This is a genomic window from Mesorhizobium sp. M2A.F.Ca.ET.046.03.2.1 (assembly GCF_003952425.1).
In the GTDB taxonomy this organism is placed as follows: Bacteria; Pseudomonadota; Alphaproteobacteria; order Rhizobiales; family Rhizobiaceae; genus Mesorhizobium.
Window position 1 is genome coordinate 2,728,632 of record NZ_CP034449.1, and the last position, 20,042, is coordinate 2,748,673.

At 61.4% G+C, this 20,042-nt stretch carries 21 protein-coding genes and 2 pseudogenes; 9 read left to right on the forward strand and 14 right to left on the reverse strand.

The genetic code is table 11. From position 1 onward, the window contains the following. Positions 1–32: 32 nt before the first annotated feature. From EJ072_RS12920 to EJ072_RS12930, 3 genes are read right to left on the reverse strand one after another with little or no spacing between them, the layout of a single operon-like run. The gene (locus EJ072_RS12920; RefSeq protein WP_245467291.1) at positions 33–1,427 is read right to left on the reverse strand and encodes an NAD(P)/FAD-dependent oxidoreductase; all 1,395 of its coding nucleotides are present in this window, start codon (positions 1,425–1,427) and stop codon (positions 33–35) included. A gap of 33 nt (positions 1,428–1,460) precedes the next feature. After that, positions 1,461–2,612 (reverse strand): patatin-like phospholipase family protein, encoded by a 1,152-nt coding sequence (locus EJ072_RS12925; protein WP_126080039.1) that lies wholly within the window; start codon positions 2,610–2,612, stop codon positions 1,461–1,463. A gap of 22 nt (positions 2,613–2,634) precedes the next feature. After that, positions 2,635–3,417 (reverse strand): 3-hydroxybutyrate dehydrogenase, encoded by a 783-nt coding sequence (locus EJ072_RS12930; RefSeq protein WP_126080040.1) that lies wholly within the window; start codon positions 3,415–3,417, stop codon positions 2,635–2,637. A gap of 277 nt (positions 3,418–3,694) precedes the next feature. Between EJ072_RS12930 and EJ072_RS36730 the strand changes: the two genes are divergently transcribed. Both EJ072_RS36730 and EJ072_RS12935 read left to right on the forward strand, forming a co-directional pair. Next, positions 3,695–3,880 carry a LysR family transcriptional regulator gene (locus tag EJ072_RS36730; protein ID WP_245467292.1) on the forward strand — a complete coding sequence of 62 codons (186 nt, stop codon included), beginning with the start codon at positions 3,695–3,697 and terminating at the stop codon, positions 3,878–3,880. Between the two features lie 32 nt (positions 3,881–3,912). Further along, the gene (locus tag EJ072_RS12935) at positions 3,913–4,533 is read left to right on the forward strand and encodes a LysR family transcriptional regulator substrate-binding protein (protein WP_245467293.1); all 621 of its coding nucleotides are present in this window, start codon (positions 3,913–3,915) and stop codon (positions 4,531–4,533) included. 57 nt (positions 4,534–4,590) lie between these two features. On the opposite strand, the gene EJ072_RS12940 is transcribed toward EJ072_RS12935, so the two are convergent. From EJ072_RS12940 to EJ072_RS12965, 6 genes are all read right to left on the reverse strand, one after another. Beyond that, the gene (locus tag EJ072_RS12940; RefSeq protein WP_245463466.1) at positions 4,591–5,016 is read right to left on the reverse strand and encodes a DUF302 domain-containing protein; all 426 of its coding nucleotides are present in this window, start codon (positions 5,014–5,016) and stop codon (positions 4,591–4,593) included. An 80-nt stretch (positions 5,017–5,096) separates the two neighbouring features. Then, a complete protein-coding gene (locus EJ072_RS12945; protein WP_126080042.1) occupies positions 5,097–6,299 on the reverse strand; it encodes an MFS transporter in 1,203 nt (400 codons plus the stop codon). 93 nt (positions 6,300–6,392) lie between these two features. Continuing rightward, the gene (locus EJ072_RS12950; protein ID WP_126080043.1) at positions 6,393–6,893 is read right to left on the reverse strand and encodes a cupin; all 501 of its coding nucleotides are present in this window, start codon (positions 6,891–6,893) and stop codon (positions 6,393–6,395) included. Positions 6,894–7,081: 188 nt separating this feature from the next. Next, a complete protein-coding gene (locus EJ072_RS12955; RefSeq protein ID WP_126080044.1) occupies positions 7,082–7,996 on the reverse strand; it encodes a LysR family transcriptional regulator in 915 nt (304 codons plus the stop codon). A gap of 171 nt (positions 7,997–8,167) precedes the next feature. Continuing rightward, positions 8,168–8,443, reverse strand: a complete 276-nt coding sequence (locus EJ072_RS12960) for a hypothetical protein (RefSeq protein ID WP_126080045.1) — start codon at positions 8,441–8,443, stop codon at positions 8,168–8,170. A 193-nt stretch (positions 8,444–8,636) separates the two neighbouring features. Then, a complete protein-coding gene (locus EJ072_RS12965) occupies positions 8,637–8,912 on the reverse strand; it encodes a hypothetical protein (protein WP_126080046.1) in 276 nt (91 codons plus the stop codon). A 203-nt stretch (positions 8,913–9,115) separates the two neighbouring features. Here EJ072_RS12965 and EJ072_RS12970 point away from each other — a divergent pair, with 203 nt between their 5' ends. The 5 genes from EJ072_RS12970 to EJ072_RS12990 all read left to right on the forward strand — a co-directional run bounded on the left by EJ072_RS12970 (position 9,116) and on the right by EJ072_RS12990 (position 12,812). Continuing rightward, positions 9,116–9,937: a hypothetical protein gene (locus EJ072_RS12970; RefSeq protein ID WP_126080047.1), complete on the forward strand. Its 822-nt coding sequence runs from the start codon at positions 9,116–9,118 to the stop codon at positions 9,935–9,937. A 271-nt stretch (positions 9,938–10,208) separates the two neighbouring features. Further along, positions 10,209–10,478 carry a DUF2282 domain-containing protein gene (locus EJ072_RS12975; protein WP_095081018.1) on the forward strand — a complete coding sequence of 90 codons (270 nt, stop codon included), beginning with the start codon at positions 10,209–10,211 and terminating at the stop codon, positions 10,476–10,478. Between the two features lie 42 nt (positions 10,479–10,520). Next, entirely contained in the window at positions 10,521–11,552 is a 1,032-nt protein-coding gene (locus tag EJ072_RS12980) for a DUF692 domain-containing protein (protein ID WP_126080048.1), read from the forward strand. Beyond that, positions 11,539–12,324 carry a DNA-binding domain-containing protein gene (locus EJ072_RS12985; RefSeq protein WP_126080049.1) on the forward strand — a complete coding sequence of 262 codons (786 nt, stop codon included), beginning with the start codon at positions 11,539–11,541 and terminating at the stop codon, positions 12,322–12,324. Before EJ072_RS12980 ends, EJ072_RS12985 begins: the two co-directional genes overlap by 14 nt. A gap of 11 nt (positions 12,325–12,335) precedes the next feature. Then, on the forward strand, positions 12,336–12,812 hold the full coding sequence (locus tag EJ072_RS12990) for a DoxX family protein (RefSeq protein ID WP_126080050.1): 477 nt from the start codon (positions 12,336–12,338) through the stop codon (positions 12,810–12,812). A gap of 99 nt (positions 12,813–12,911) precedes the next feature. On the opposite strand, the pseudogene EJ072_RS12995 reads toward EJ072_RS12990, so the two are convergent. Beyond that, a pseudogene (locus EJ072_RS12995) lies at positions 12,912–13,558 on the reverse strand (chloride channel protein); the annotation flags it as partial. A gap of 351 nt (positions 13,559–13,909) precedes the next feature. Between EJ072_RS12995 and EJ072_RS13000 the strand changes: the two are divergent. Continuing rightward, positions 13,910–15,355, forward strand: coding sequence for an adenylate/guanylate cyclase domain-containing protein (locus tag EJ072_RS13000; RefSeq protein WP_126080051.1), 1,446 nt, complete (start codon positions 13,910–13,912; stop codon positions 15,353–15,355). Between the two features lie 422 nt (positions 15,356–15,777). Here the strand turns inward: EJ072_RS13000 and EJ072_RS13005 are convergent, their stop codons facing one another. The 3 genes and pseudogenes from EJ072_RS13005 to EJ072_RS36735 form a co-directional block, all read right to left on the reverse strand. After that, positions 15,778–16,695, reverse strand: coding sequence for an NADP-dependent oxidoreductase (locus tag EJ072_RS13005; RefSeq protein WP_126080052.1), 918 nt, complete (start codon positions 16,693–16,695; stop codon positions 15,778–15,780). A gap of 274 nt (positions 16,696–16,969) precedes the next feature. Further along, positions 16,970–17,926 (reverse strand): AraC family transcriptional regulator, encoded by a 957-nt coding sequence (locus EJ072_RS13010; RefSeq protein ID WP_126080053.1) that lies wholly within the window; start codon positions 17,924–17,926, stop codon positions 16,970–16,972. A gap of 182 nt (positions 17,927–18,108) precedes the next feature. Further along, a pseudogene (locus EJ072_RS36735) lies at positions 18,109–18,349 on the reverse strand (Arm DNA-binding domain-containing protein); the annotation flags it as partial. A gap of 498 nt (positions 18,350–18,847) precedes the next feature. Between EJ072_RS36735 and EJ072_RS13020 the strand changes: the two are divergent. Continuing rightward, positions 18,848–19,693, forward strand: a complete 846-nt coding sequence (locus tag EJ072_RS13020) for a methyltransferase domain-containing protein (RefSeq protein WP_126080054.1) — start codon at positions 18,848–18,850, stop codon at positions 19,691–19,693. Between the two features lie 87 nt (positions 19,694–19,780). Here the strand turns inward: EJ072_RS13020 and EJ072_RS13025 are convergent, their stop codons facing one another. Then, on the reverse strand, positions 19,781–19,996 hold the full coding sequence (locus EJ072_RS13025; protein ID WP_126080055.1) for a hypothetical protein: 216 nt from the start codon (positions 19,994–19,996) through the stop codon (positions 19,781–19,783). Positions 19,997–20,042 lie beyond the last annotated feature (46 nt).

A 20,042-nucleotide genomic window follows, 5' to 3' on the forward strand; every position in this document is an offset into this window, starting at 1 on the left:
CATACTTTTCCATCGCAGCGTCTCCGCCGACCTCAGTGAAGCTTGATCCGCGGTCTGGCGCGCCTGACGATCATCTCGCCGATCGAAGCGAGCGTTGTCTTGGCGAGCCCGTGCACCGCCCTGAGATGCATCTTGTGCAGCGAGCGATAGACGAGCCTCGCTACAAGACCCTCGATCTTCAGTCCGCCGATGAGGCTACCAAAAGCACCGTAGTCAGCAAGTGAAACGAGCGAGCCGTAGTCGCGGTAGCGATACGCTGGCGCGATTTGCCCTGCGAGACGTGCTACAATCACCTTGGCCATGTGGTCTGCCTGTTGATGGGCCGTCTGGGCGCGCGGCGGCAAGGCGTTGTCTTCACCCGGCAGCACGCAGTTCGCGCAGTCGCCGATCGCGAACACGTTGTCATCTCCGACCGCGCGCAAGGTTTTATCGACCATCAGGCGGTTGATGCGGTCGGTTTCGAGGCCATCGAGGCCCTTCAGGAATTCCGGCGCCTTGATACCGGCCGCCCAGACGACCAATTCAGCAGGCAGAAAGAGCTTTTCGCCAAGCCGGATGCCGTCTTCGGTCACTTCGGTGACCCTTATTCCGCATCGTATCTGGACGCCCAGCTTGATCAGCAAGCGTGCCGTTGCGCGCGCCATCTCCTCAGGCAGTGCAGGCAGAATCCGGGGCCCTGCTTCGACGATGGTGATGCGGATCAGCCTTTCGAAATCGATATTGTCGAGATTGTGCGACGCAATTTCGCGCATCGACTTGTGCAGTTCCGCAGCCAGTTCGACACCGGTTGCGCCGGCACCGACGATGACGCAATGAAGCTGACCCGGCGAAAGCGGCTCGTATTGCGCGTTGGCGCGCAGGCATGCGTCGATCATCCGCTTGTTGAACCGGGCCGCCTGCTCCGCGGTGTCGAGCGAAATGGCGTGGCGCGCGGCGCCCGGCGTGCCGAAATCGTTGCTGACGCTGCCGACTGCCATGACGAGTGTGTCGTAACCCAGGACACGTGGTGGTATGACCTGGCGACCGCCTTCGTCGAAGCTGGGCGCAACGAAGACCTGGCGCTTGGCGCGATCGATGCCAACGACCTCGCCAATGCGATATCGGTAGCCGTGTCGGCTGGCATGGGCGATGTATTCAACCGCGTCGTGCGAGGCGCTCAAGGCGCCGGATGCCACCTCATGCAGAAGCGGCTTCCAGATATGGGTGCGGTTTCGGTCGACAAGCGTGACGGAAAGCCGCCGGTTGCCGAATTTGCGGCCGAGGCGTGTCGCCAGTTCCAGGCCGCCGGCGCCGCCGCCCACAATGACCACGCGATGCAGCGACTTGTCCGCGTGCGAGGGAGTCTCCGGGATCGTGCGGAACAGCGCAGCATCGTTGGCGAGCACGGCTTCCGGGATCAACCGCATGCCGGGAGTGATGATCTGCATCGGTGGTCTCCGTATCTTTCTCGTCGCGGCGCATCACTCTTGGGATTCGTGGATCACGATGCCCTGAAGCATGTCGACCTCGCATTCCCAGGGCTTGTCGGTGAGGACGCGCTGCCCATGCTCGTATCCTGCCTGCCAGCGCGTGCGGATGCCCGAGCGGGTGAAGTCGATGTCCTTGGTGTGGTCCTCGCCGTCCAGTCGCGGCGAAAGCAGGCGGACGAGGTGCATGACCGATGGGCAGCCATAGGAGGCGAGTTCCTTGAACATCGGATCCTCGCGACGCTCCTCGGGCACGAGCCTGCCCATTTCGCGCACGACATGCCGCAACCGATGCAGTTGCTCCTGCCGAGCGACATGGCTCCGGCCGCGGCTGGCGTATTGAAGATCCTTTTGCCGGCCCATGACCTGCCAGATTGACTTCGGCTCAGTGGCACGGGGCTGCCACATGTTGACCGCAAAGATCAGCGCGTCTCGCCTGGGTCGCGCATCGAGCACCACCTCGATCGGCGTGTTCGAATAGATGCCGCCGTCCCAATACGGCTCGCCGTCGATGCAGACCGCCGGAAACGCCGGCGGCAAGGCGCCCGACGCCATGATGTGGGCCGCCGACAGGATCATCTCGCGCGTATCGAAGTATTTGAGCTCGCTGGTGTTGACGTTGACGGCGCCGACTGTCAGCCGGGTGTGACGCCCGTTGAGGTAGTCGAAGTCGATCAGATTGCTCAGCGTCCTCTTGAGCGGATCGGTGGTGTAGTAAGACGCGTTCTCGACACCGACTTCGCGGTTGACCCCAAACATGGCGCTCGGGTTCGGCTCGAAGAACCCAGGGATGCCGCGCATCACCGTGCCCATGTTGGCAAAAATGTTGCTCGGAACCATCATCCGGAAAAACTCGTCGAATGGACTGCTCCTGCTGACGCCGTCCCAGAATTCCTGAAGCCTGGGCAGACGATCGCCGGGCTTGTTTCCAGCAATCAGCGCGGCGTTGATGGCGCCGATGGACGTGCCTATGACCCAATCCGGTTCGATGCCGCCCTCGACCAGCGCCTGATAGACTCCGGCCTGATAGGCGCCGAGCGCGCCGCCGCCCTGAAGGACAAGGACGGTCTGACGTTTGACGTCGCCCTGGTGCCCAGTCGCCGGTTCTGCTTTCGGGGCGGATAGGTTTTGCGTGATCTTGTTCATGGCCTTCGCTCCTCGTGCAGGTCTAGTGAGCGGTCCAACCGCCTTCGATCGGCATCACGGCGCCGGTGATCGAGGCCGCCTCGTCCGACGCCAGGAACAGACAGAGCGCGGCAACCTGCTCGACGGTGACGAACTGCTTGGTGGGCTGCGCGGCCAACAGAACATCCTTGATCACCTGCTGCTCGGTGATCCCGCGGGCCTTGGCCGTGTCCGGTATCTGCTTCTCGACGAGCGGCGTGAGCACGTAGCCGGGGCAAACAGCGTTGACCGTGATACCTTGTTCGGCAACTTCCAGCGCAACGGTCTTGGTCAGGCCCGCGACACCGTGCTTGGCCGCGACATAGGCCGACTTATAGGGAGATGCGACGAGCGCGTGCGCCGAGGCCACATTGATGATGCGACCCCATTTGCGCGCCTTCATCGCCTGCAGGGCGCGCCGGATCGTATAGAAGGAAGACATGAGGTCGATCGCCACGACCGCTTCCCATTTCTCGATCGGGAAGTCATCGATCGGCGCGACATGCTGAATGCCGGCATTGTTGACCAGTATGTCGACGGCGCCGAACTCGGCGATGGCCTTGTCCATCATCGAGGTGATCGCGTCGCCCTTGCTCATGTCGGCATTGTCGTGTCGAACGGCGACCTTATGATCGGCGGCAAGCCTGGCCCGCAGGCGTTCGATCTCGGCGGCGTCGCCAAAGCCGTTCAGAACGATGTTGCAGCCCTTGGCAGCGAAGGCTTCGGCAATGCCCTGCCCGATGCCGCTGGTCGAGCCTGTGATGAGTGCTGTCTTACCTTTGAGCATCGTCTTGTCCTTCTGATTGCGCGGCTACCAGCGACGGCGCGGGCCGGCCCTGGATCTGAGGACTAGTATGGTGAACCGCCGCAAGCTGCGGAAATGCCGTTGAGACATGGATTCGATAGCTGACGGTCAGAACGTTGGCTCGAAGCTCGGACGTCGATCGACCGGTCGGGTTGTTTGACGTAACGGCAGCTAGTAAGATCGCGCCGCAACGCGGGCGGCGCCGTATGCGCGACCAGTGAGGGGAGCGTGCCGTGGAGATCAGCCAGTCCGATACTTCTTGGCTGTCGCCAAGGAGCTGAATTTCACCAGGGCGGCCGAGCAGTGCAACGTCACGCAGCCGGCGCTGTCGCGCGCAATCAAGCTTCTGGAAGATGAATTCGGCGGGCCGCTTTTCCACCGTGAGCGCCGCTTCATTCACCTCACCGAGCTCGGCCGCATGGGCGAGACCTATCTCGATATGTGATCCTAAAGAAGATGCCGCTCAAGGTCGGCATCATGAGCACGATCGCTCCGGACAAGATCATCGAGCTCATCGCGGCTGTGCGCGCGCACCACCCGGGCGTCGAGTTGCATCTTTGCGATGCGGATGCGGTGAGCCTCAGGAGAAGGCTGCTCGAGGGCGAACTCGAGGCTGCCATCTATGCGTTACCTTCAGACGATGCCGACGAAGAAGTGCACTCCCTGCCGTTGTTCCAGGAGCAGATGGTGATGGCGGTCCACCTGACCCATCGCCTTGCCATTCGGCGCGCGGTGCAGGTGAAGCATATGTCAAACGAAAGCTACATCCACCGCAACAATTGCGAGTTCGCGGGTTACGCGGATGCCATCCTTGCCGAACAAGGCGTCACGGTCGGTCCGGTCTACTGGAGCGATCGTGACGACTGGCCATTGGCGATGATCGTTGCCGGGCTCGGCTTCGGCTTAATGCCCGAGCATACCGTCAAGCATCCCGGCGTGGTGCCTTTGCCGATCACCGAGCCCGAATTCTGGCGAGAGGTCAATCTCGTCACCGTGCGCGGCCGCAGGCATTCGCCCGCGGTCGGCACATTGGTGCGCGAGGCCACGCAGAAGAAATGGTTGGGCGAGCGGATGAAGGCGCTGTCCGCCGCCGAATGACTGGCTGTTCGAGGCTGACACTTCGACGAGCCGAAGCATCTGAGCGCCTCGCGCCGATCAATTCTTCCTGACCGACGACGTGACGGACTGGATCACCTCGGTCGCCATCTTGAACTGTGCCTGCCGGTCAGTGATGCCGTGCCGCTTGGCGATCCAGTCGAAATCACTATAGGCGGCGTAAACCGTGCCATCTCCGGTTTGGTAGACCAGCACGCGCACCGGCCAGTCCAGGCCGGCCTCGGGATTTGAGGTGATGAACGTCGTGCCGAGCGCCGGATTGCCGAACATGACGAGCCGCGACGGCCGGACGTCGTTGCCGGCCTTGTTGCCGAGCTTTGCCTGGTCGATCACGCCAAAGAACATGAGGCCCTTCTTAAGGACGTCCTTCTTGATGCGGGCGACGGTCTCGGCGACCGAGTAGTCGCTCTTCACCGCGACGACGCCGTCCGAGGCGGCAGCCGGAAGGATGACCGTCATCAGCATGGCGGCACCTGCAAGCAGAGTTTTGAGTTGGTTGGTCATGTCGGTCTCCTTGGTTGGATAACTAAGTTTCGATTTCAGTATCAGGCCTTGGGCGTTCGCAGCACACGCGCGATCGCGATCGCGCCGGCGAGAACCGCGGCCAGCACGACCACGCATGCGGTCCAGCCGACACGGTCGTAGATCTGTCCGATGAGGAAGCTGCCGGCGAGCCCGCCGCCGTAGTAGGACGCGAGATAAATGCCGCTCGCGGCGGCGCGATCGCGCGACGCGGTGCGGCTGACATGTCCCGTGGCTATGGCCTGAGCCAGGAAGGTGCCGACGGCAACCAGGGTCATTCCGGCAAGAACAATCGGAAGACTGGGTAAAAGCAGCAGAAGCAAGCCGACGATCGCCAGCGCAAGCGTTGCCCCAATCCCTCCCCTTGGGCCAAGCCCCGCTGCGACTCGGCCGGCAAGCGGGGTGGTCAGCATCGATGGCAGGAAAACGAAATAGACGGCGCCCAAGGCCATCGGCGTGAGCGAAAGCGGCACCGCAACGAGCTGGAAATTCACGTAGGTGAACGTGCCGATAAAGACGAACAGAATCAGGAAGCCGATCGCAAAACAGGCCCGCAGTTCGACGTTCCGCAACGGCGCTTTCCAGGCGGCGCGCACAGGCTGGCCGTCCAGGTCTGCGCGAATCATTGCCGAGGTCTTCTGCAGCGTGAACCAGACCAGAGCAGCGCCAAACAGATTGAGGGCGGCGAAGGTCAGGAAGTTGGTGGAGATGCCGAACATGTCGGCGACGGCCGCCGACATCAGCCGGCCGAAAAAGTTGCTGGCAACATTGCCGGTCACATACGCCGCAAGCGCGTTCGTGGTCTGCCGGGCGGAAAAATGCTCCGCCAGGTAGGCCATGGTGAGCGTGAACGCAGTCGACATGCACAGGCCTTGAGCTACACGCAGCAGGGCGAAGACCACAATATTGTCCGTCTGCGACAGCAGCGTCGTCGGAATCGCCAGGATGGCCAGGCTGATCCAGATGCCGTTGCGGCGATCGATGCCGCGCCCGAAGAGAGCGATGGCGATACCGGCCACCGCCATGCCGAAGGTGCTGGCGTTGACGGCGAAGCCCATAGTCGCGCGGCTGACCCCGAATTTTGTCACCAGTGAAGGCAGGATGGCCTGGGTGGCGAACAGGTCGACGAGCGTCAGGAACGCGATCAGGGCGATCAGCCCAAAGCGCCAGCTGTCCGCAGCGACCCTGCGGAGCCCCATTAATTCGGTATGTTCACTGGTCGTCATCACAGGCTCCTGGCCAATGCGTCCTCGGGCGATCGCCTGAGGACGCGCTGTTTGCTGCTGCTGCTGCTGGGATCCGCTGGTCGCGAAAGCAGCTCACATCATATGATCGTTATGCATCGCCGGCGGCAGAACGTCGGCTGAGTAGAGCACCGCCGGAACCTCCCCGTTGTTCTTCCACCAGTGGGCGAGCTGGCCGAACTCGGCGGTCACGTCGCCGGCCGGATGCTCGATGCCGACCTTGCAGGTGCTGGCGTATTCGGTGATGGAGCCTTCGACGACGATAATGTTGGCGGGGCGAACCGTGTGCTCATGCCACGGCACCACGCCGCCCGGCTGAACGACAAGCTTGCGCAGACGCAGCATGTTGCCCTTCCAGGCTTCGCCCTTCGGGCTGAGGTCGATCGCCGAAAGAACCGTGTCCGTCACGCCGACGGGCTTGCTGGGATGTTCCTGGATGTCGGCGGTGGCGGCCTGGCCAGCAGGGCAGTCGCCGGCGAAAACCGGGGCCACCGAAAACGCGGCGGTCGCGGTGAGAAGTCCTAGTGTCAGCGCCAGCTTCAGCGGCACCCGCAATGCAATAGTCTTGGAAGCCATGTCTATTTCTCCTTTGTCGGTGCCCAATCGCGGTAGCGGGGCATAGGAGGAGAGTGACGGCAGCCTCGAAGAAAGAGAAATGCTGACTGGCTCTTAATTCGATACCTGAAAACTATGGTGGACGACCGCGCCAACGAGGCTGTCCCGCCACGACGTTTAATCGCGGCGTTAGGCTTCACTTCGAAATGCTATGCAGCGCTCTTCCTGGGCGACAGATCGATGCCGCTTTCCGGCCAGCTGTGCGCCTTGACGCTGTTCACGAACGTCGATGTCGCCGGCGAGAAGCGGCGCCCCGCCACCACAACGAGCGAGACTTCGCGCCAAACTTCAGGATCGACGACTGGCCTGATCTGCAAACCGGGAATGACGGCGCTGAATTCCGGGATGAAGCAGATTCCCAGCCCGCCCGAGACCATGTTTTGAATCCAGTCTTCGCGTTCGCTGGCGTAGGAGATCCTGAGCTTCACGCCACGTTCATTGCAGAGGCCGGCAAGATAGTCTCGATATTCGCAATTCAGGCGTCGGAGATAGTTCTCGCCGTCGAGTTCCGAGATGGCAACATTGTCGTTGCGGGCCAGCCGATGGCCGTTGGGAAACGCTAGCACGAACCGTTCGCGATAGAGCGGCGTGACATCGAAGCGCTCCGGGAAACTGTTGCTGGACGCCATGATCGCGACATCGATCTCGCCGGCTTCCAACAGCTGCGATAGGGATGCCGGCACGCCCTCAACAAGCTGCAGCTGGATGCCTTGCTGGCGCCTGTTGAAGTCGGTCAATAGGCCGGTAAATCGCCGCGGGCCGATCGTGCACATGACCCCAACCTTGAGATTTGCATTCTCCAGGCACAGGAACCTCGACGCTTCTTGGCGCACGCCAGTCACCTCGTCGAGAATTTGCTGAAATCTGGGACGGAGCAAAGCGCCCAGATCCGTGAGGTGCGTTAGGTTCCGCTCGCGGCGAAACAGAAGGCCGCCAACCTCGTCTTCAAGCTGCTGGATCGCGCGCGACAGCGCCGGTTGGGTAATGTTGCACTTTTCGCCGGCGCGCGTGAAATTCCGCGTCTCGCAGACGGCCAGGAAGTAGCGGATGTGATGAATGTCCATGCCGGTTTATCCCTCTGCTGCATAGATGCATGTGCAGGTTGGAACCGTGCCGCAAAGCAATCCATCACGCCAATGCACGGGGGCTATAAAGTCGATAGCGTTTCGTCATGCGCTGATGGCGGGCCAGGGCCCGCCATCAAACCGTGCGATAGTGCTCGGCGCCCGGAAAAATCAGCTGTGATGGCCCAAGGCGAAGAGCTGGGCGCAGAACTGAGCATGCGGCTTGCTCATGGCGACGTCGTTGCATTCCTTCATCATTGAAGTCTGCATCGCCTTCGGCGTGGCTTTCCACGCCGTCTCGAAATCCGCGCTCGACTTCATCGTCTTCATGCCGGAATCGGTGAAGAAGGGCTGCATGTTGGACGGTTCGTCGAGAACTCCGGCGAAGGCGACCCCGCCGATAACCGAAAGGGCAAAAGCGCCGACGCAGATAGCTTTGATATTCATGATGGGAGCCTTTTCTGGAGTTATGCAGTCGTCCCTTTGACGACCCCGCCGAACGACTGGCAGCATTTTTTTGAACTCTGTTGTTCCAGCTTGCCGAGCTTGACTTTGCTTCATCCGGCACTCAACTCGCCAATGCCGTCTGCGAATGGAGTTTATGCCGGCTCTGTATTCCAAGGGTCCTCGACGAGCACCGCTAATTGTCTCCGCCCAAAGCAAGCGCGTTGGCGCAAAATTGGGCGTGGTGCCCGCTCATCACCGGGTCGTTGCACGCCTTGGTCATCTTGACCCGGTCATGCTTCGGCATGGCAAACCAGGCCTTCTTGAACCCAGTCATCGGTTTCATCGTCTTCATCGTGGCGTCCGTATAGAACGTCGGCAATGCGGCGAGGTCGCTGAACGGGTCGGCCGACGCGGGGCTCGCACCAAGACCGATTGCAAGCGCAGCCACACAGGCGAATTGTCTCTTCATTCATCCGTCTCCTGTTCCAGGCCGCGGTTCTGGCAGCGGCTCATTACCCGGCCTGATCGGGATGAAGAGTGCGGCGCGCGAAGTCCTGCAGCCAATGCAATCTGCCTATGGACTTCATGCCACCTTGGCATTTCGGCTGAACAAGAAGATGCGGCAGTCTCTCTCCAGTCGTCCTAGTGACGATCTTGGGAGGAGACCAAACCATGCTTGCCCAGTCCCCGATGAGAACAAACCAGGCCGCCGTTTCGGTTGCGGATCTTGGTGCGGAAGACCCGACGATCGACATCGTGCTGGCAAACGACGCGCATGGAGCTTTTGTCTGGGGCGTGCTCGATCGCCTGCTGGACGAGCCGCGCTGCAGCTTCAGCGGCGTGACCGCATCGGGCTTTGCAGCGATGGAGGCAGCAGTCTTTGCCTACGGCCTAAGCGTCGGCGGCAGGCGCGGTGCGCGGATGGCACTCGCCAATTTCTGGCGGCGCGTCAGCCACGCCTCTGTCTTCGCCAATGACAGGACCAGCCTGCTTCGATCGGTCCTGGAACAGTCAATCGATATCGAGCAAATCCGCGTCGAACGCTGCCCGGTGAAACTTTGCGTCCAGGCCGTTAATGCCCGCACTGACGCCGTGAAGGTTTTCACCGGCAGTCAGCTTTCGATCGACGCGATCGTCGCGGCGGCCACTATCCCCTTCCTCTCGCTGCCCGTCGAGATCGACGGCGACATCTATTGGGGTGACGGCGACGTCTTTCAGTCCCCGCCTGTCCTGGCAACTGAAGCTCGCCATCGCCTGATCGTCACCGGCAGACCTTCCGTCTTCACCGCACCGTGTCCGGATCGCAGCCCCGCCGCCGGTTGTTGCTTGACCAGATGCGCGCCCGTTCACACCATATTCGACGGCCGATACCGTGCCGGAGCCCCACTGCTTCTGCGGCCCTGGATCGACTGGGGCGAACTGACCGAGATGCGCGACAGGGGGCGGCTGCGTGCGGCGGACTGGCTTGCTACCGAGCCTTTCCGCGCTGATTAAGCCCCGGCCTCCAACTGCGAAAGACGATACATCTAGGCGCCTCGCTCCCCGCCCTAGCCGCGCCTGCTTCGCATACTCCCGAATGCAGGTGCCAAGCCCTCCGGCTCCCCGCTGGAGGGCTTTTTCGCGCCAAGTTTCAGAACATAGTGGCAGCGTATCAATTCCATGCCGAGACAGCATTTCAGCTCGGCATCACGATCGGCGAGACTGATTTTGCAGACAGGCCTCAAGGCCGGTCTTTCTCTCGAAACGCCAACCAGGAGACAAGCCTGTGATCAATACCAAAACTCTCATCGGATCGGCCCTTGCTGCCGCCACTTCCCTTGCCGCGACGGCGGCCTATAGCGGCCCGGCCGCCAAGCCCGGCTTCGCCTTCGAGAAATGCTACGGCGTGGTCAAGGCCGGCCAGAACGACTGCCAGACCGCGACGCATTCCTGCGCCGGCACCGCGACCGCCGACAACCAGCCGGATTCCTGGCTCTACGTGCCCGCCGGCAGCTGCGCCAAGATCGCGGGCGGCAGCGATAAGCCGAAAGCCTGAAAGATCCAGACTTCTTGCCAACCTCCAAAATGGAGCAGACCGATGTCCCGTGCATTTCAGCCTCTCGCAATCCCCGCATCGGCGGGCATCGGTCTTCGCTCTCCTCACATCGGCGAAATGCTGACGCGGCGGCCTTCCGCCGGGTGGTTGGAGGTTCATGCCGAGAACTACATGGGAGACGGCGCGGGCGTCGAGGCGCTGGAAAAACTCCGCGAGATCTATCCCCTTTCGGTGCATGGAGTCGGCCTGTCGCTTGGTAGCGCACGAGGCTTGGACCGCGATCATCTGGAGCGACTGCGCATGGTCTGCGAGCGCTTCCAACCCGATCTGGTTTCCGAGCATCTCGCCTGGAGTGTTGCTGACGGCGCCTATCTCAACGATCTCTTGCCGCTGCGCTATGACGAAGAAGCTCTGGCGATCGTCGCGCGTAACGTCGAGACCGTCCAGGGAACGTTGAAGCGGCAGGTGCTGATCGAGAATCTGTCTGCCTACGTCGCCTTTGCGGACTCCTCGATGAGCGAGGCCGAGTTTCTGGCCGAGCTCGTGGTGCGGACCGGCTGCGGTCTGCTGCTGGACGTCAACAATGTCCAGGTCTCGGCGCACAATCTGCAATACGACGCCAAGGCCTTCATCGATGCGCTGCCGGCGGAGGCGATCGGCGAGATCCACCTTGCTGGCCATGCGACGAACCACGTCGGCGCCGACACTGTGCTCATCGACGACCACGGCTCGCGCGTGCCTCCCGTCGTATGGGCGCTCTATCAGCATGCTATAGACCGGCTTGGGCCGCGCCCAACCTTGATCGAGTGGGATACCGACGTTCCCATCCTCGACGTGCTGCTTGGCGAAGCCATGTGGGCCGACATGCTCACCGCTTCGCTCATGTTCAGCCGCAAGCAAGCCACGCGGCGCGAGCAAATGACCAAAACGCGAGCGACGCCGATCCTTTCTGTCCAAAGCGAAACGACGACCGGCATGCCCGTCCTTGCGGCGTTTGCCGCTGCAAGACGCGCCAGGCCGTGCATGTCCGCGGCGCTTGTCTCGATAGAGGAGGAATATCATGCTGCCGCTTGAACACTTGCAGACCACCATGGCGCGGTCGGTGCTGGCCTTGGAGCCGGTGGTCGGCGCAAATATACTGACCGCCGGCAAGGCAGATCCGTTGGCGCGCCTGCGGATTTACCAGAACAACACGCGCAGTTCCCTCACCGCAGCGCTGATGGCGGTGTTTCCCGTGACCGTCCGCCTCGTCGATGAGCGCTTCTTCCGCTTCGCGGCGAGCGAATTCATTCGGCGGCATCCGCCAGTGGAGTCGCGGCTGGCACGTTATGGCGCCGGCTTCCCGCGCTTCCTGAAAACGATCGACACCCTGTCCGACATGCCTATCGTCGCCGAAACGGCGCGTCTCGAATGGGCCATAGCGGAGGCGCTCGACACAGCGTCGCTGCCGCCTCGCAGCCTCGCAGAATATGACAACACCGATCTTGGGCTGTCGCCGGATATCCAGCTCCAGCCCTCACTGCGGTTGATCGTCTCGCACTGGTCGATCCTGTCGGTGTGGATGGCGCATCAACAGGAAAAGGCGGTCGACGAAGCCGTTACCTGGATAAGGCGCCCCGAGCGTGTGGCGTTGTGGCGATCGGGGAACTACGTGCGGCTTTTTCTGCTCGACCGCGCGAGCTTCGCCTTCTGGCATTCGCTGAAGCACGGCTTGGGCCTCGAGCATGCCACTGGCCGCGCCTTGGCGCTCGACCCGGCCTTCGACCTGGTTTCAGCCCTCGTGCGTCTGTTCCGCGACAGGCTCGTCACCGACGTGCGGGTCGCCTCGAATTCCCCCTCAAACTGACGGAGACGGTCATGACCGCAATATCGGAGCAATCCTCGTCCAACCCGGCCGGCTTTGTCCGCCTCTACAAGCGTATCATCAAGCTGCCCGAACACATTCCATTCTCGCTGGTCCAGCTCGCCGCCCGCGTGGCAGTGGCTCATGTCTTCTGGCAGTCGGCACAGAGCAAGCTGGCATCCTGGCCGGTGACGCTGCAGTTGTTCGCCAACGAATACAATCTGCCGTTCATCGACCCTTCGATCGCGGCGCCGCTTGCGACGACCGCCGAAATCACCGGCTCGGTGTTGATCTTCTTTGGACTATTCTCGCGCTTTGCGGCCGTGATGCTGCTCGGGGTCGTCTCTGTCATCCAGATCTTCGTCTATCCAGAAAACTGGGCGGAGCATCTGCTGTGGGCATCGTTGCTGCTTCTGGTCCTGACACGCGGCGCCGGCGTCTTCTCGCTCGACCATGTCGCCGAGCGAATCCTTTCGGCACCCAGAAAATAGGCATTCCGCCTAGCTGGAAACGCGCGGTGCGCATCTTCATCGTTCACGCTCACCCCGAGCCCAACAGCTTCAGGGCCCTGACCCGTGCGGCGAGTCCTCTCAGCGAGGCAGGCCGGATGGGTTCCCGGCAGCGCACACTTCACCACCTGCCGTTCTGCGGCGCCGGATCGCTTCGGCGACGAATACGCGGGACAGCGCGTGATACAGCGGTTCATTGGAAATCAGCCGCGCCGTGCCAAAGCCCAGCATCGACGCGCACATCAGCGCGATGACATTGTCATGGTTGCCGGTCATTTCGAGGATGATGACGAAGGCGGTCATCGGCGCCTGCACCACGCCGGCGAAATAACCGGCCATGCCGAGCAGCGCGGCGATGCCAGTGCGAGCGCCGAAAATGAGCCCCAGCGCGCTGCCAAGGCCCGCGCCGACAGCGAGTGACGGCGCGAAGATACCGCCCGGAATCCCGGATACCATCGACATTAGCCCGGCGGAGAACTTCTCGACGAAGAAGAACACCGGTAGAAGAAGAACACCGGTAGAGGCGTTCCTTCGACGGCTCCCCGCGCCTGCGCGTAGCCGGTGCCAAAGGTAAGGCCGCCCGATGCAAGGCCGATCCCCGCTACCGCCAGCCCGCAGATGCCCGCCACCGCCAGCGTGCGCCGTAGTGGCTGCAGCGCGTTCCAGCGTCGAATGCGCCGCATTATCTTGAGGGCCAATAGCGAGAACGACGCGCCAACACCGCCGCCGATGGCGTCATGAGCATCGCCTGGATGCTGCTTTTGACGCTGGTCATCTTCATCGAGAAAGCTGCTGCCCCGTGGCCAGCGCTTCGAAGGTAGGCTGGGCGTTGCTCTGGTGGCCCTCGGAATTGCTGTGTCGCTTGGGGCGATCGATATGCCTTGGATTGGGGGCTAGAGTTCTCTTCCTTCCCGGCAACCGCGACCGGCACATTGCATGGCGTGCGCGACCGTCCATGTCACGGTAAACGAGCAGGAGCACATGCACCCCTGCTGTTCCGGCAGCGATTTCAAGGGCAATCCATTCGCATCGCGCTGGTTTTTTAGTAGGCTGTCGCGAGACAAGGTTGAGGATCGGGCGTGACGGCAGTCGACGATCGTCTTCTCGAAAGCAAAATGACCAAGGTGGAGCAGGCGCGCGCCTGGAGCCCTCGCGTCATCTCGAAATTCGAGACGCTGATCAGGAGTGCCGACGACCACTCGCTTTATCGTGTCAATCCGCTGGCCTTTGCTCGCGACCGCGCAATCGCCGAGCCTGAAGCAATCGACCTCTTCCTTCACGCCGCCCGCTGTGGTTTGTTCGACATGAGCTGGGATGTGCTCTGTCCCCAGTCCGGCATGGTGCTCGACAGTTTCGGCGCCCTTCGCACGCTCAAGACCCACTACGTCTGCGGCCTGTGCGACGTGTCGGGCGACACCGACCTCGACGACTTCATCGAGGTCACCTTCTCGATATCGCCAAAGCTGCGGCGCCTGCCGCACCACGATCCCGAGACGTTGCCTGTCGAGGATTTTCACTGGAAGCTCCACTTCGGACATGACGGGCGGCTACCCGGGCAAGACGTTCGCTTTCTTGACGTTCTGCGCGGCTTCGTTCGGGGCATGACGTTTCTGCCGCCAGGCACCACCACAGTGGTCCGCGCCGACCTGGGACCAGGCGTCCTTGCGGGCGTCAACGTGCAGACGCAGGCCGCATTCGCTGTGCCGATATCGGGCGATCCGGTTTCGGCGCCGACGCTTCTGAAGATCGACTATGATGGCAAACGCTTCTTGCCGGCGTTACCAGCCGTGCCGGCTGGTCCGATTGTCATTGAGGTGGCGAACAGGGGGGCGGTGCGCGGTTCGTTGCTTGCCATCAACTGGCCGCCCGAGCTTGTCGCGCTGACCACCAAGCCGGCGCTCGAGTTCGACCCTTATGTCTCCGGCGGAGCGCTGCTTGCGCGGCAAACCTTCCGCCAGCTCTTCCGGTCCGAACGTGTCGATGAGAAGGAGGGGCTCGGCATCCGCCAGATCACCTTCCTGTTCACCGACCTCAAGGGTTCGACCGCCATGTATGAGCGCCTGGGTGACCTCAACGCCTATGCATTGGTTCGCGAGCATTTCGCTCTGGTCAACGCGGCGGTTCGGCAACATTCCGGAGCGGTGGTCAAGACGATTGGCGATGCGGTGATGGCTGTATTCTCACAGCCGTCGGATGCGATTTCGGCCGCACTCCACATCTTTGAAGAAATCGATCGTTTCAACAGCGACCATGACGGGCCGGGCATCATCCTCAAGATCGGCGCCCACTGTGGACCATCGATCGCCGTGACGCTCAACGACAACCTCGACTATTTCGGCCAGACCGTGAATGTCGCCGCGCGCGTGCAGTCCCTGGCGGAAGCCGGACAGATCTGCATTTCCGAGGCACTCCATTCCGCGCCCGGTGTCAGCGAGATGCTTGCCGGCCATCGTGTGGTGGCTTTCGACGCGCCTCTTCGAGGTGTGGAAGGCGATGCAACTGTCTATCGCATTATGCGGGGATAGAAGCGACAGCGAGCCAACCCTTCGACCTGCCTGGAATCGGGAGCTCATGAGGTCCGTCTGGTGAGCGCAGTCAAGTTCGATTGCCCTCCGGCACCGCGTCTCGCGTGAGGAGAATTGAGTCTGCGTCAGACCTCTGAAATCACATTCGGAAGCAGCGCAGCTGTTCAGCCGGCGTCGGTAGGGCATCGCAGAAGGCAGCCGGGACGATCGGAGAGTGCCGCGACCGGGCCGTTACCGTCGGGCCTGGGTCCGGAATGAGCTGCAAGCTGCCGTATCAGCCGTGCCCTCGGCCATGCCCGGTCTTCTGGTGGATCACGCCGCATCCGATCTTCGAAAGGCCGTCGGAATCGCGTCGTCATATCGCTCAGCGCGGCTTGGCGAAGACCAGGAGGAGAGAGGAACCGCCCTCTCTCTTAACCTTCTTACGGACGAACGCGGATGACCGTCTTCCCGTTGCGTCGCCCGCTCGCGTTGAAGGTTGCAACGGCCTCGTCGAGAGCCGAAACTTTGCCGATGTTAGTCTGCAGTCGTCCGTCCCGCACCCGCTGGACGATCTCCCTCAGTTGGGCGCGATCGGACTCAACAACGAAATCAACCGCCAGGCCGTCTGTGGGCCGCGCCTCGGCCGGGCCGACGACGGTCACCAGCGTTCCTCCGGTCCGGATCAGTGCTGCGGACTGCTTCTGAATATCACCGCCGATGACATCGAACACCAGATCGACGCCGCCGACGTCCTTCAGGGTATCGTTCCCTAGGTCGACGAATTCATTTGCACCGAAGTCGAGTGCCTTCTGGCGGTCGGCGGCGCGTCCGGTGCCGATGACATAGGCGCCGGCTTCCCGCGCAAGCTGCGTCACGACCGAACCGACGGCGCCGGCCGCGCCATGCGCCAGCACGCTCTGTCCTGCCTGAAGGCGGCCATGCTGAAACAGGCCCTGCCATGCGGTCAGCCCCGAGATCGGCAGACTCGCGCCCACAGCGAAGTCGACATCGCCGGGCAATGGCGCGAGATTGCGTGCTTCCATCGCGACGTATTCGGCAAGTGTGCCGTCGCGATGCCAGTCCGACAGGCCGAACACCCGCTGACCGATCGACAGCCCCGTGGTGCCGTAGCCCAGCGCGGTGACCACGCCAGCCAATTCATGCCCGAGGATCGACGGCGTCCGGTCACGGAAGGCCCGATCCGCCCAAGTCGAAGGCCACTCTAACTCAGTGTTGACGAATCCCGCCGCATGAACCTGAACGACGACATCGTTTATCGCTGGCTGTGGCTCGGGCCGCTCTGCCAGTGTCATGCCGGCGGTTCCCGCGGTCTGGTCCGTTACAACGATTGCTTTCATGGGAATTGTCTCCTCAGTGATTTGTTGGTTCGAGGTAAGTTGCAGACGTGGAAGGTCTTCGCGACCTCTCGCGCAGTTGGCTATCGGTTCGGCGCCTTCCGCGCCCAACCGTGAGACAGGGTGATGGCAATACTGATACAGTTCATTGGATGGCTCCCTCATCGATGTTTATGGGAACCAATTTACGGGCGGGCCTGATAATTTCGAGACCCAATCAGCTCAATATGATGCGCGAAAGGATCAATTTAGCCTTTCGAGTGTCATACCGCGCGTCTTACTCGCCCTTGCGCGCCAGTCGTCGCCACTCTCCCGGCGTCATCCCTATCCTTTCGGCGAAGACATGCCGGAATGCCGAAACGGAATGATACCCAACGGTCTCGGCCACAGCCTCGGTACTGATCGCCGGCTTCTTCAACTCGTTGGCGGCCAGGCTCATGCGAAGGTCAGTCAAAAAGTCGAGTGCAGGGCGACCCAACTTGTCCTGAAACTGGCGCATGAACGTGGCGCGTGACATGCGGCACAAATCGGCCAGTTCGGGCAGTTTCCAAGGCCGTGCCGGATTGGCGAACATCGCGGCTATGGCCGGAGCAAGGCGCGGATGGCCGGCCAAGGCCAACAGACCCTCTGGGGCTTTCCCCGATTGGCTCGCGGCGCGCAGTACCAATGTGAACAGGGCCGACGAAAGCGCGTTAAGAATGGCACGTCCTCCGGCTCGGTCGGTCGCTGACTCCATTCGCATCAGCCCGACAAGACCGGCAAGTTCGTTGGAAGCGGACCCGATGCCTTCTTCCGCCTGGCCGTTCAAGGCCCGCGCCACCAGATTTGCCGGCATGTAGTTGCGGATCAGCCGGTCATGCGGCGGCGCGATGAAAAAGCGACCGCACAACAGATCCAGTTGCTCGCCTTGGCTGTCGTTCTCGCTTAGCATCCATCCGGCAGAGCCGAGGCTTTCGTGCGTCCGGATGGGCCTTTGCCCGCTACCATCGTGCAGCACATGCGCCGCACCGTGAGGCAGCAGCACGATATCTCCGCTCACCAGTTCCCGCGCCGTTTTCGACTCTGGATCCTCGAGAATGGCGCGACCCTTGACTATGACGTGAAAGGGGATCTCGTTCGCCGCCGCTTGGCCCCAGGCGACACGCCATGGCGCACCGTAAGCGCAGCGGACCTCGAGTTGGCCGCTAACGGTGATGATTTGCAAGAGATGGCTAAGCCAGTCCATTTCAGACATTGGTTCTCGAAACCGGAAATGGTGAAATCTTACCGCAATGGTGCATTGGTTCTACTAGTCGCACTCATTCCAGAACCTAGCTCCGAAGCGTGCCTGGATTGTGAGCGAGCCACGATCCGAACAAGTGGCTTGGATCAGACGCCGCCACAACGTCCGGCGCTCGACTTAACAAGCGCGCCTTAACCTCGTGCGACCTGGCCAGGCAGGACCTTGGCCTCGCGCCTGGCTTCCTCGGGAGCCCAAACGCCATGCAGTCCGATCGTGTAGCGGCGCGACCGGCCTGCGGCACGGTATTGCACGACGTAGCTTGGCTTCCCCGAGGCGAAGACGCAACCCGAAACCGGGCAACTCCTCGTCCCAAATGACATAGTCCGCGAAACGAATTTCAGTGGTATCAACAGTTCGTTTGGTCAGCTTCGCCATGCCCGGGCGCCTCCGTCAAAGATCCGCGCGTAAGCAAAGCGTAGGCACGGCAGGGCAGGGTTTCGGCCGCCCTGTCGTAGCCCTGATGCTATCGAATTCAAATTTGTTTTGTGATTCCGTGGCATAGCGCGCAATCGGATAGAAGCGGATAGGTTCGGCGAAACCGACTATCCATTCTCCGAAGGCAGAGGTCACAAGTTCGAATCTTGTCGGGTGCGCCATTCCATCCCTGTCCTAGCTTATGATGTGATGGCTTTTCAGTCCTGGTCAGGGATTAGTCATTTTGGTGCTGGGTTTGATACACAGTTGGACGAGCGCCCAATTTTTGTTGAATCATTGCTTTGGGTTGCGTCGGTGGCGCGTTCTCGAGGGATCGAGAGCTAAGGAATTCTAGGAGCTTATTTCCAGGGTAAATTGATGTACCTCGCGGTAGGTGTCATCATTGATGCCGCATTCGGGGAAACTGTCGCTATCCGGAGCTAGGGCTCGATTGGCAAAATGAGGAACGTCTCGAATTCCGAGCAAATCACATCGGCTGGGCACAAGCTCAGCGGTAGTGGACATCTTGATGTTCATTACCTTGCACTGAAGGACGAGTATGATGCCACCCTCCGCGCCACCGGTATCCAACCCGGTTGGTCAGTGCTGGACGCAGGCGCAGGGAATGGGGTCTTCCTGCCTTTAATGGCGGACTTGCTGGGTGCCGAGGGGCGCGTCGAGGCTCTCGATCTGGCGCCAGAAAATGTTGAGGCAATCGAAGATTTGATCGCAAGCCGGCAGTTCGCCTGTCCGATAAGCGCGCGAACCGGTGACATGACCGATCTGCCGTATGGGACGGGCGCGTTCGACGCGCTTTGGAGCGCAAACGCTACCCAATATCTAAGCGACGAAGAACTTACCAAGGCAATCGAGGAGTTCCGCCGCGTCGTGAAACCGGGTGGGCTTGTTGCTGTGAAGGAAGTCGATATCTCGGTTTGGCAGTTTCAGCCGCACGATCCCAAACTGACTTGGCGTCTGCTCGACGCGTTGTCCGATGATGTACAGCTTTCCGGCGCCATGAGGGGAACTCGCTTGGCGGCCTGGTTTCGGTCGACGGGGCTCGAGAACGTCTCCGCCATCACAACGCTGGCAGAGCGCCGCCAGCCGCTCAGGCCAGTAGAGCGTGACTACATTCGGAACAATCTCAAGTTCCTATCTGGGCTCGCCCGGACGTGCGATTTGCCAGAAGCGGATCATCTTCAATGGAAGGCAATAGGCGACGAGCCGGAGCGCCTGATTGCCGACCCCAACTTCTGCTATCGTGAAATGTGGGTGCTCAACTTAGGCATCGTGCCGCAGAGCTAAACCAACTTTCGCTGCTCACCGCTATTGCGCAAGCTCTGGCACACGCCGCTTCTTGTCGGGTGCGCCAATAAAGCCGGGCATCCCACCTTATTGCCTGCGACGCCTGCCCGATGAAGCAAGATAACGCAGCGCAAGCATCATAGCGGCCACCGCGATTCCGGCGCTGATCACGCCTGCGGGCGTTATCCTGGCACTGCCTTGCAAGGTCACATGCTTACCCAAACGCAGGTCAAAAACCGACTTGATTTCCTCAGGATGTGAGTGAACGGCGGCCGAAGGTTCTTCTTCCTGGACAACTGGCATTTGAGCCTCCGGTTCGAATGTTCCGCCGCTGCACAATGCCCGGCGG

Coding starts and splice junctions, on each gene's coding strand:
- EJ072_RS12920 (WP_245467291.1), bottom strand. CDS start 1,427: ATGCAGATCATCACTCCCGGCATGCGGTTGATCCCGGAAGCCGTGCTC.
- EJ072_RS12925 (WP_126080039.1), bottom strand. CDS start 2,612: ATGAACAAGATCACGCAAAACCTATCCGCCCCGAAAGCAGAACCGGCG.
- EJ072_RS12930 (WP_126080040.1), bottom strand. CDS start 3,417: ATGCTCAAAGGTAAGACAGCACTCATCACAGGCTCGACCAGCGGCATC.
- EJ072_RS12935 (WP_245467293.1), top strand. CDS start 3,913: ATGAGCACGATCGCTCCGGACAAGATCATCGAGCTCATCGCGGCTGTG.
- EJ072_RS12940 (WP_245463466.1), bottom strand. CDS start 5,016: ATGCTGATGACGGTCATCCTTCCGGCTGCCGCCTCGGACGGCGTCGTC.
- EJ072_RS12945 (WP_126080042.1), bottom strand. CDS start 6,299: ATGACGACCAGTGAACATACCGAATTAATGGGGCTCCGCAGGGTCGCT.
- EJ072_RS12950 (WP_126080043.1), bottom strand. CDS start 6,893: ATGGCTTCCAAGACTATTGCATTGCGGGTGCCGCTGAAGCTGGCGCTG.
- EJ072_RS12955 (WP_126080044.1), bottom strand. CDS start 7,996: ATGGACATTCATCACATCCGCTACTTCCTGGCCGTCTGCGAGACGCGG.
- EJ072_RS12960 (WP_126080045.1), bottom strand. CDS start 8,443: ATGAATATCAAAGCTATCTGCGTCGGCGCTTTTGCCCTTTCGGTTATC.
- EJ072_RS12965 (WP_126080046.1), bottom strand. CDS start 8,912: ATGAAGAGACAATTCGCCTGTGTGGCTGCGCTTGCAATCGGTCTTGGT.
- EJ072_RS12970 (WP_126080047.1), top strand. CDS start 9,116: ATGCTTGCCCAGTCCCCGATGAGAACAAACCAGGCCGCCGTTTCGGTT.
- EJ072_RS12980 (WP_126080048.1), top strand. CDS start 10,521: ATGTCCCGTGCATTTCAGCCTCTCGCAATCCCCGCATCGGCGGGCATC.
- EJ072_RS12985 (WP_126080049.1), top strand. CDS start 11,539: ATGCTGCCGCTTGAACACTTGCAGACCACCATGGCGCGGTCGGTGCTG.
- EJ072_RS12990 (WP_126080050.1), top strand. CDS start 12,336: ATGACCGCAATATCGGAGCAATCCTCGTCCAACCCGGCCGGCTTTGTC.
- EJ072_RS13005 (WP_126080052.1), bottom strand. CDS start 16,695: ATGAAAGCAATCGTTGTAACGGACCAGACCGCGGGAACCGCCGGCATG.
- EJ072_RS13010 (WP_126080053.1), bottom strand. CDS start 17,926: ATGTCTGAAATGGACTGGCTTAGCCATCTCTTGCAAATCATCACCGTT.
- EJ072_RS13020 (WP_126080054.1), top strand. CDS start 18,848: ATGAGGAACGTCTCGAATTCCGAGCAAATCACATCGGCTGGGCACAAG.
- EJ072_RS13025 (WP_126080055.1), bottom strand. CDS start 19,996: ATGCCAGTTGTCCAGGAAGAAGAACCTTCGGCCGCCGTTCACTCACAT.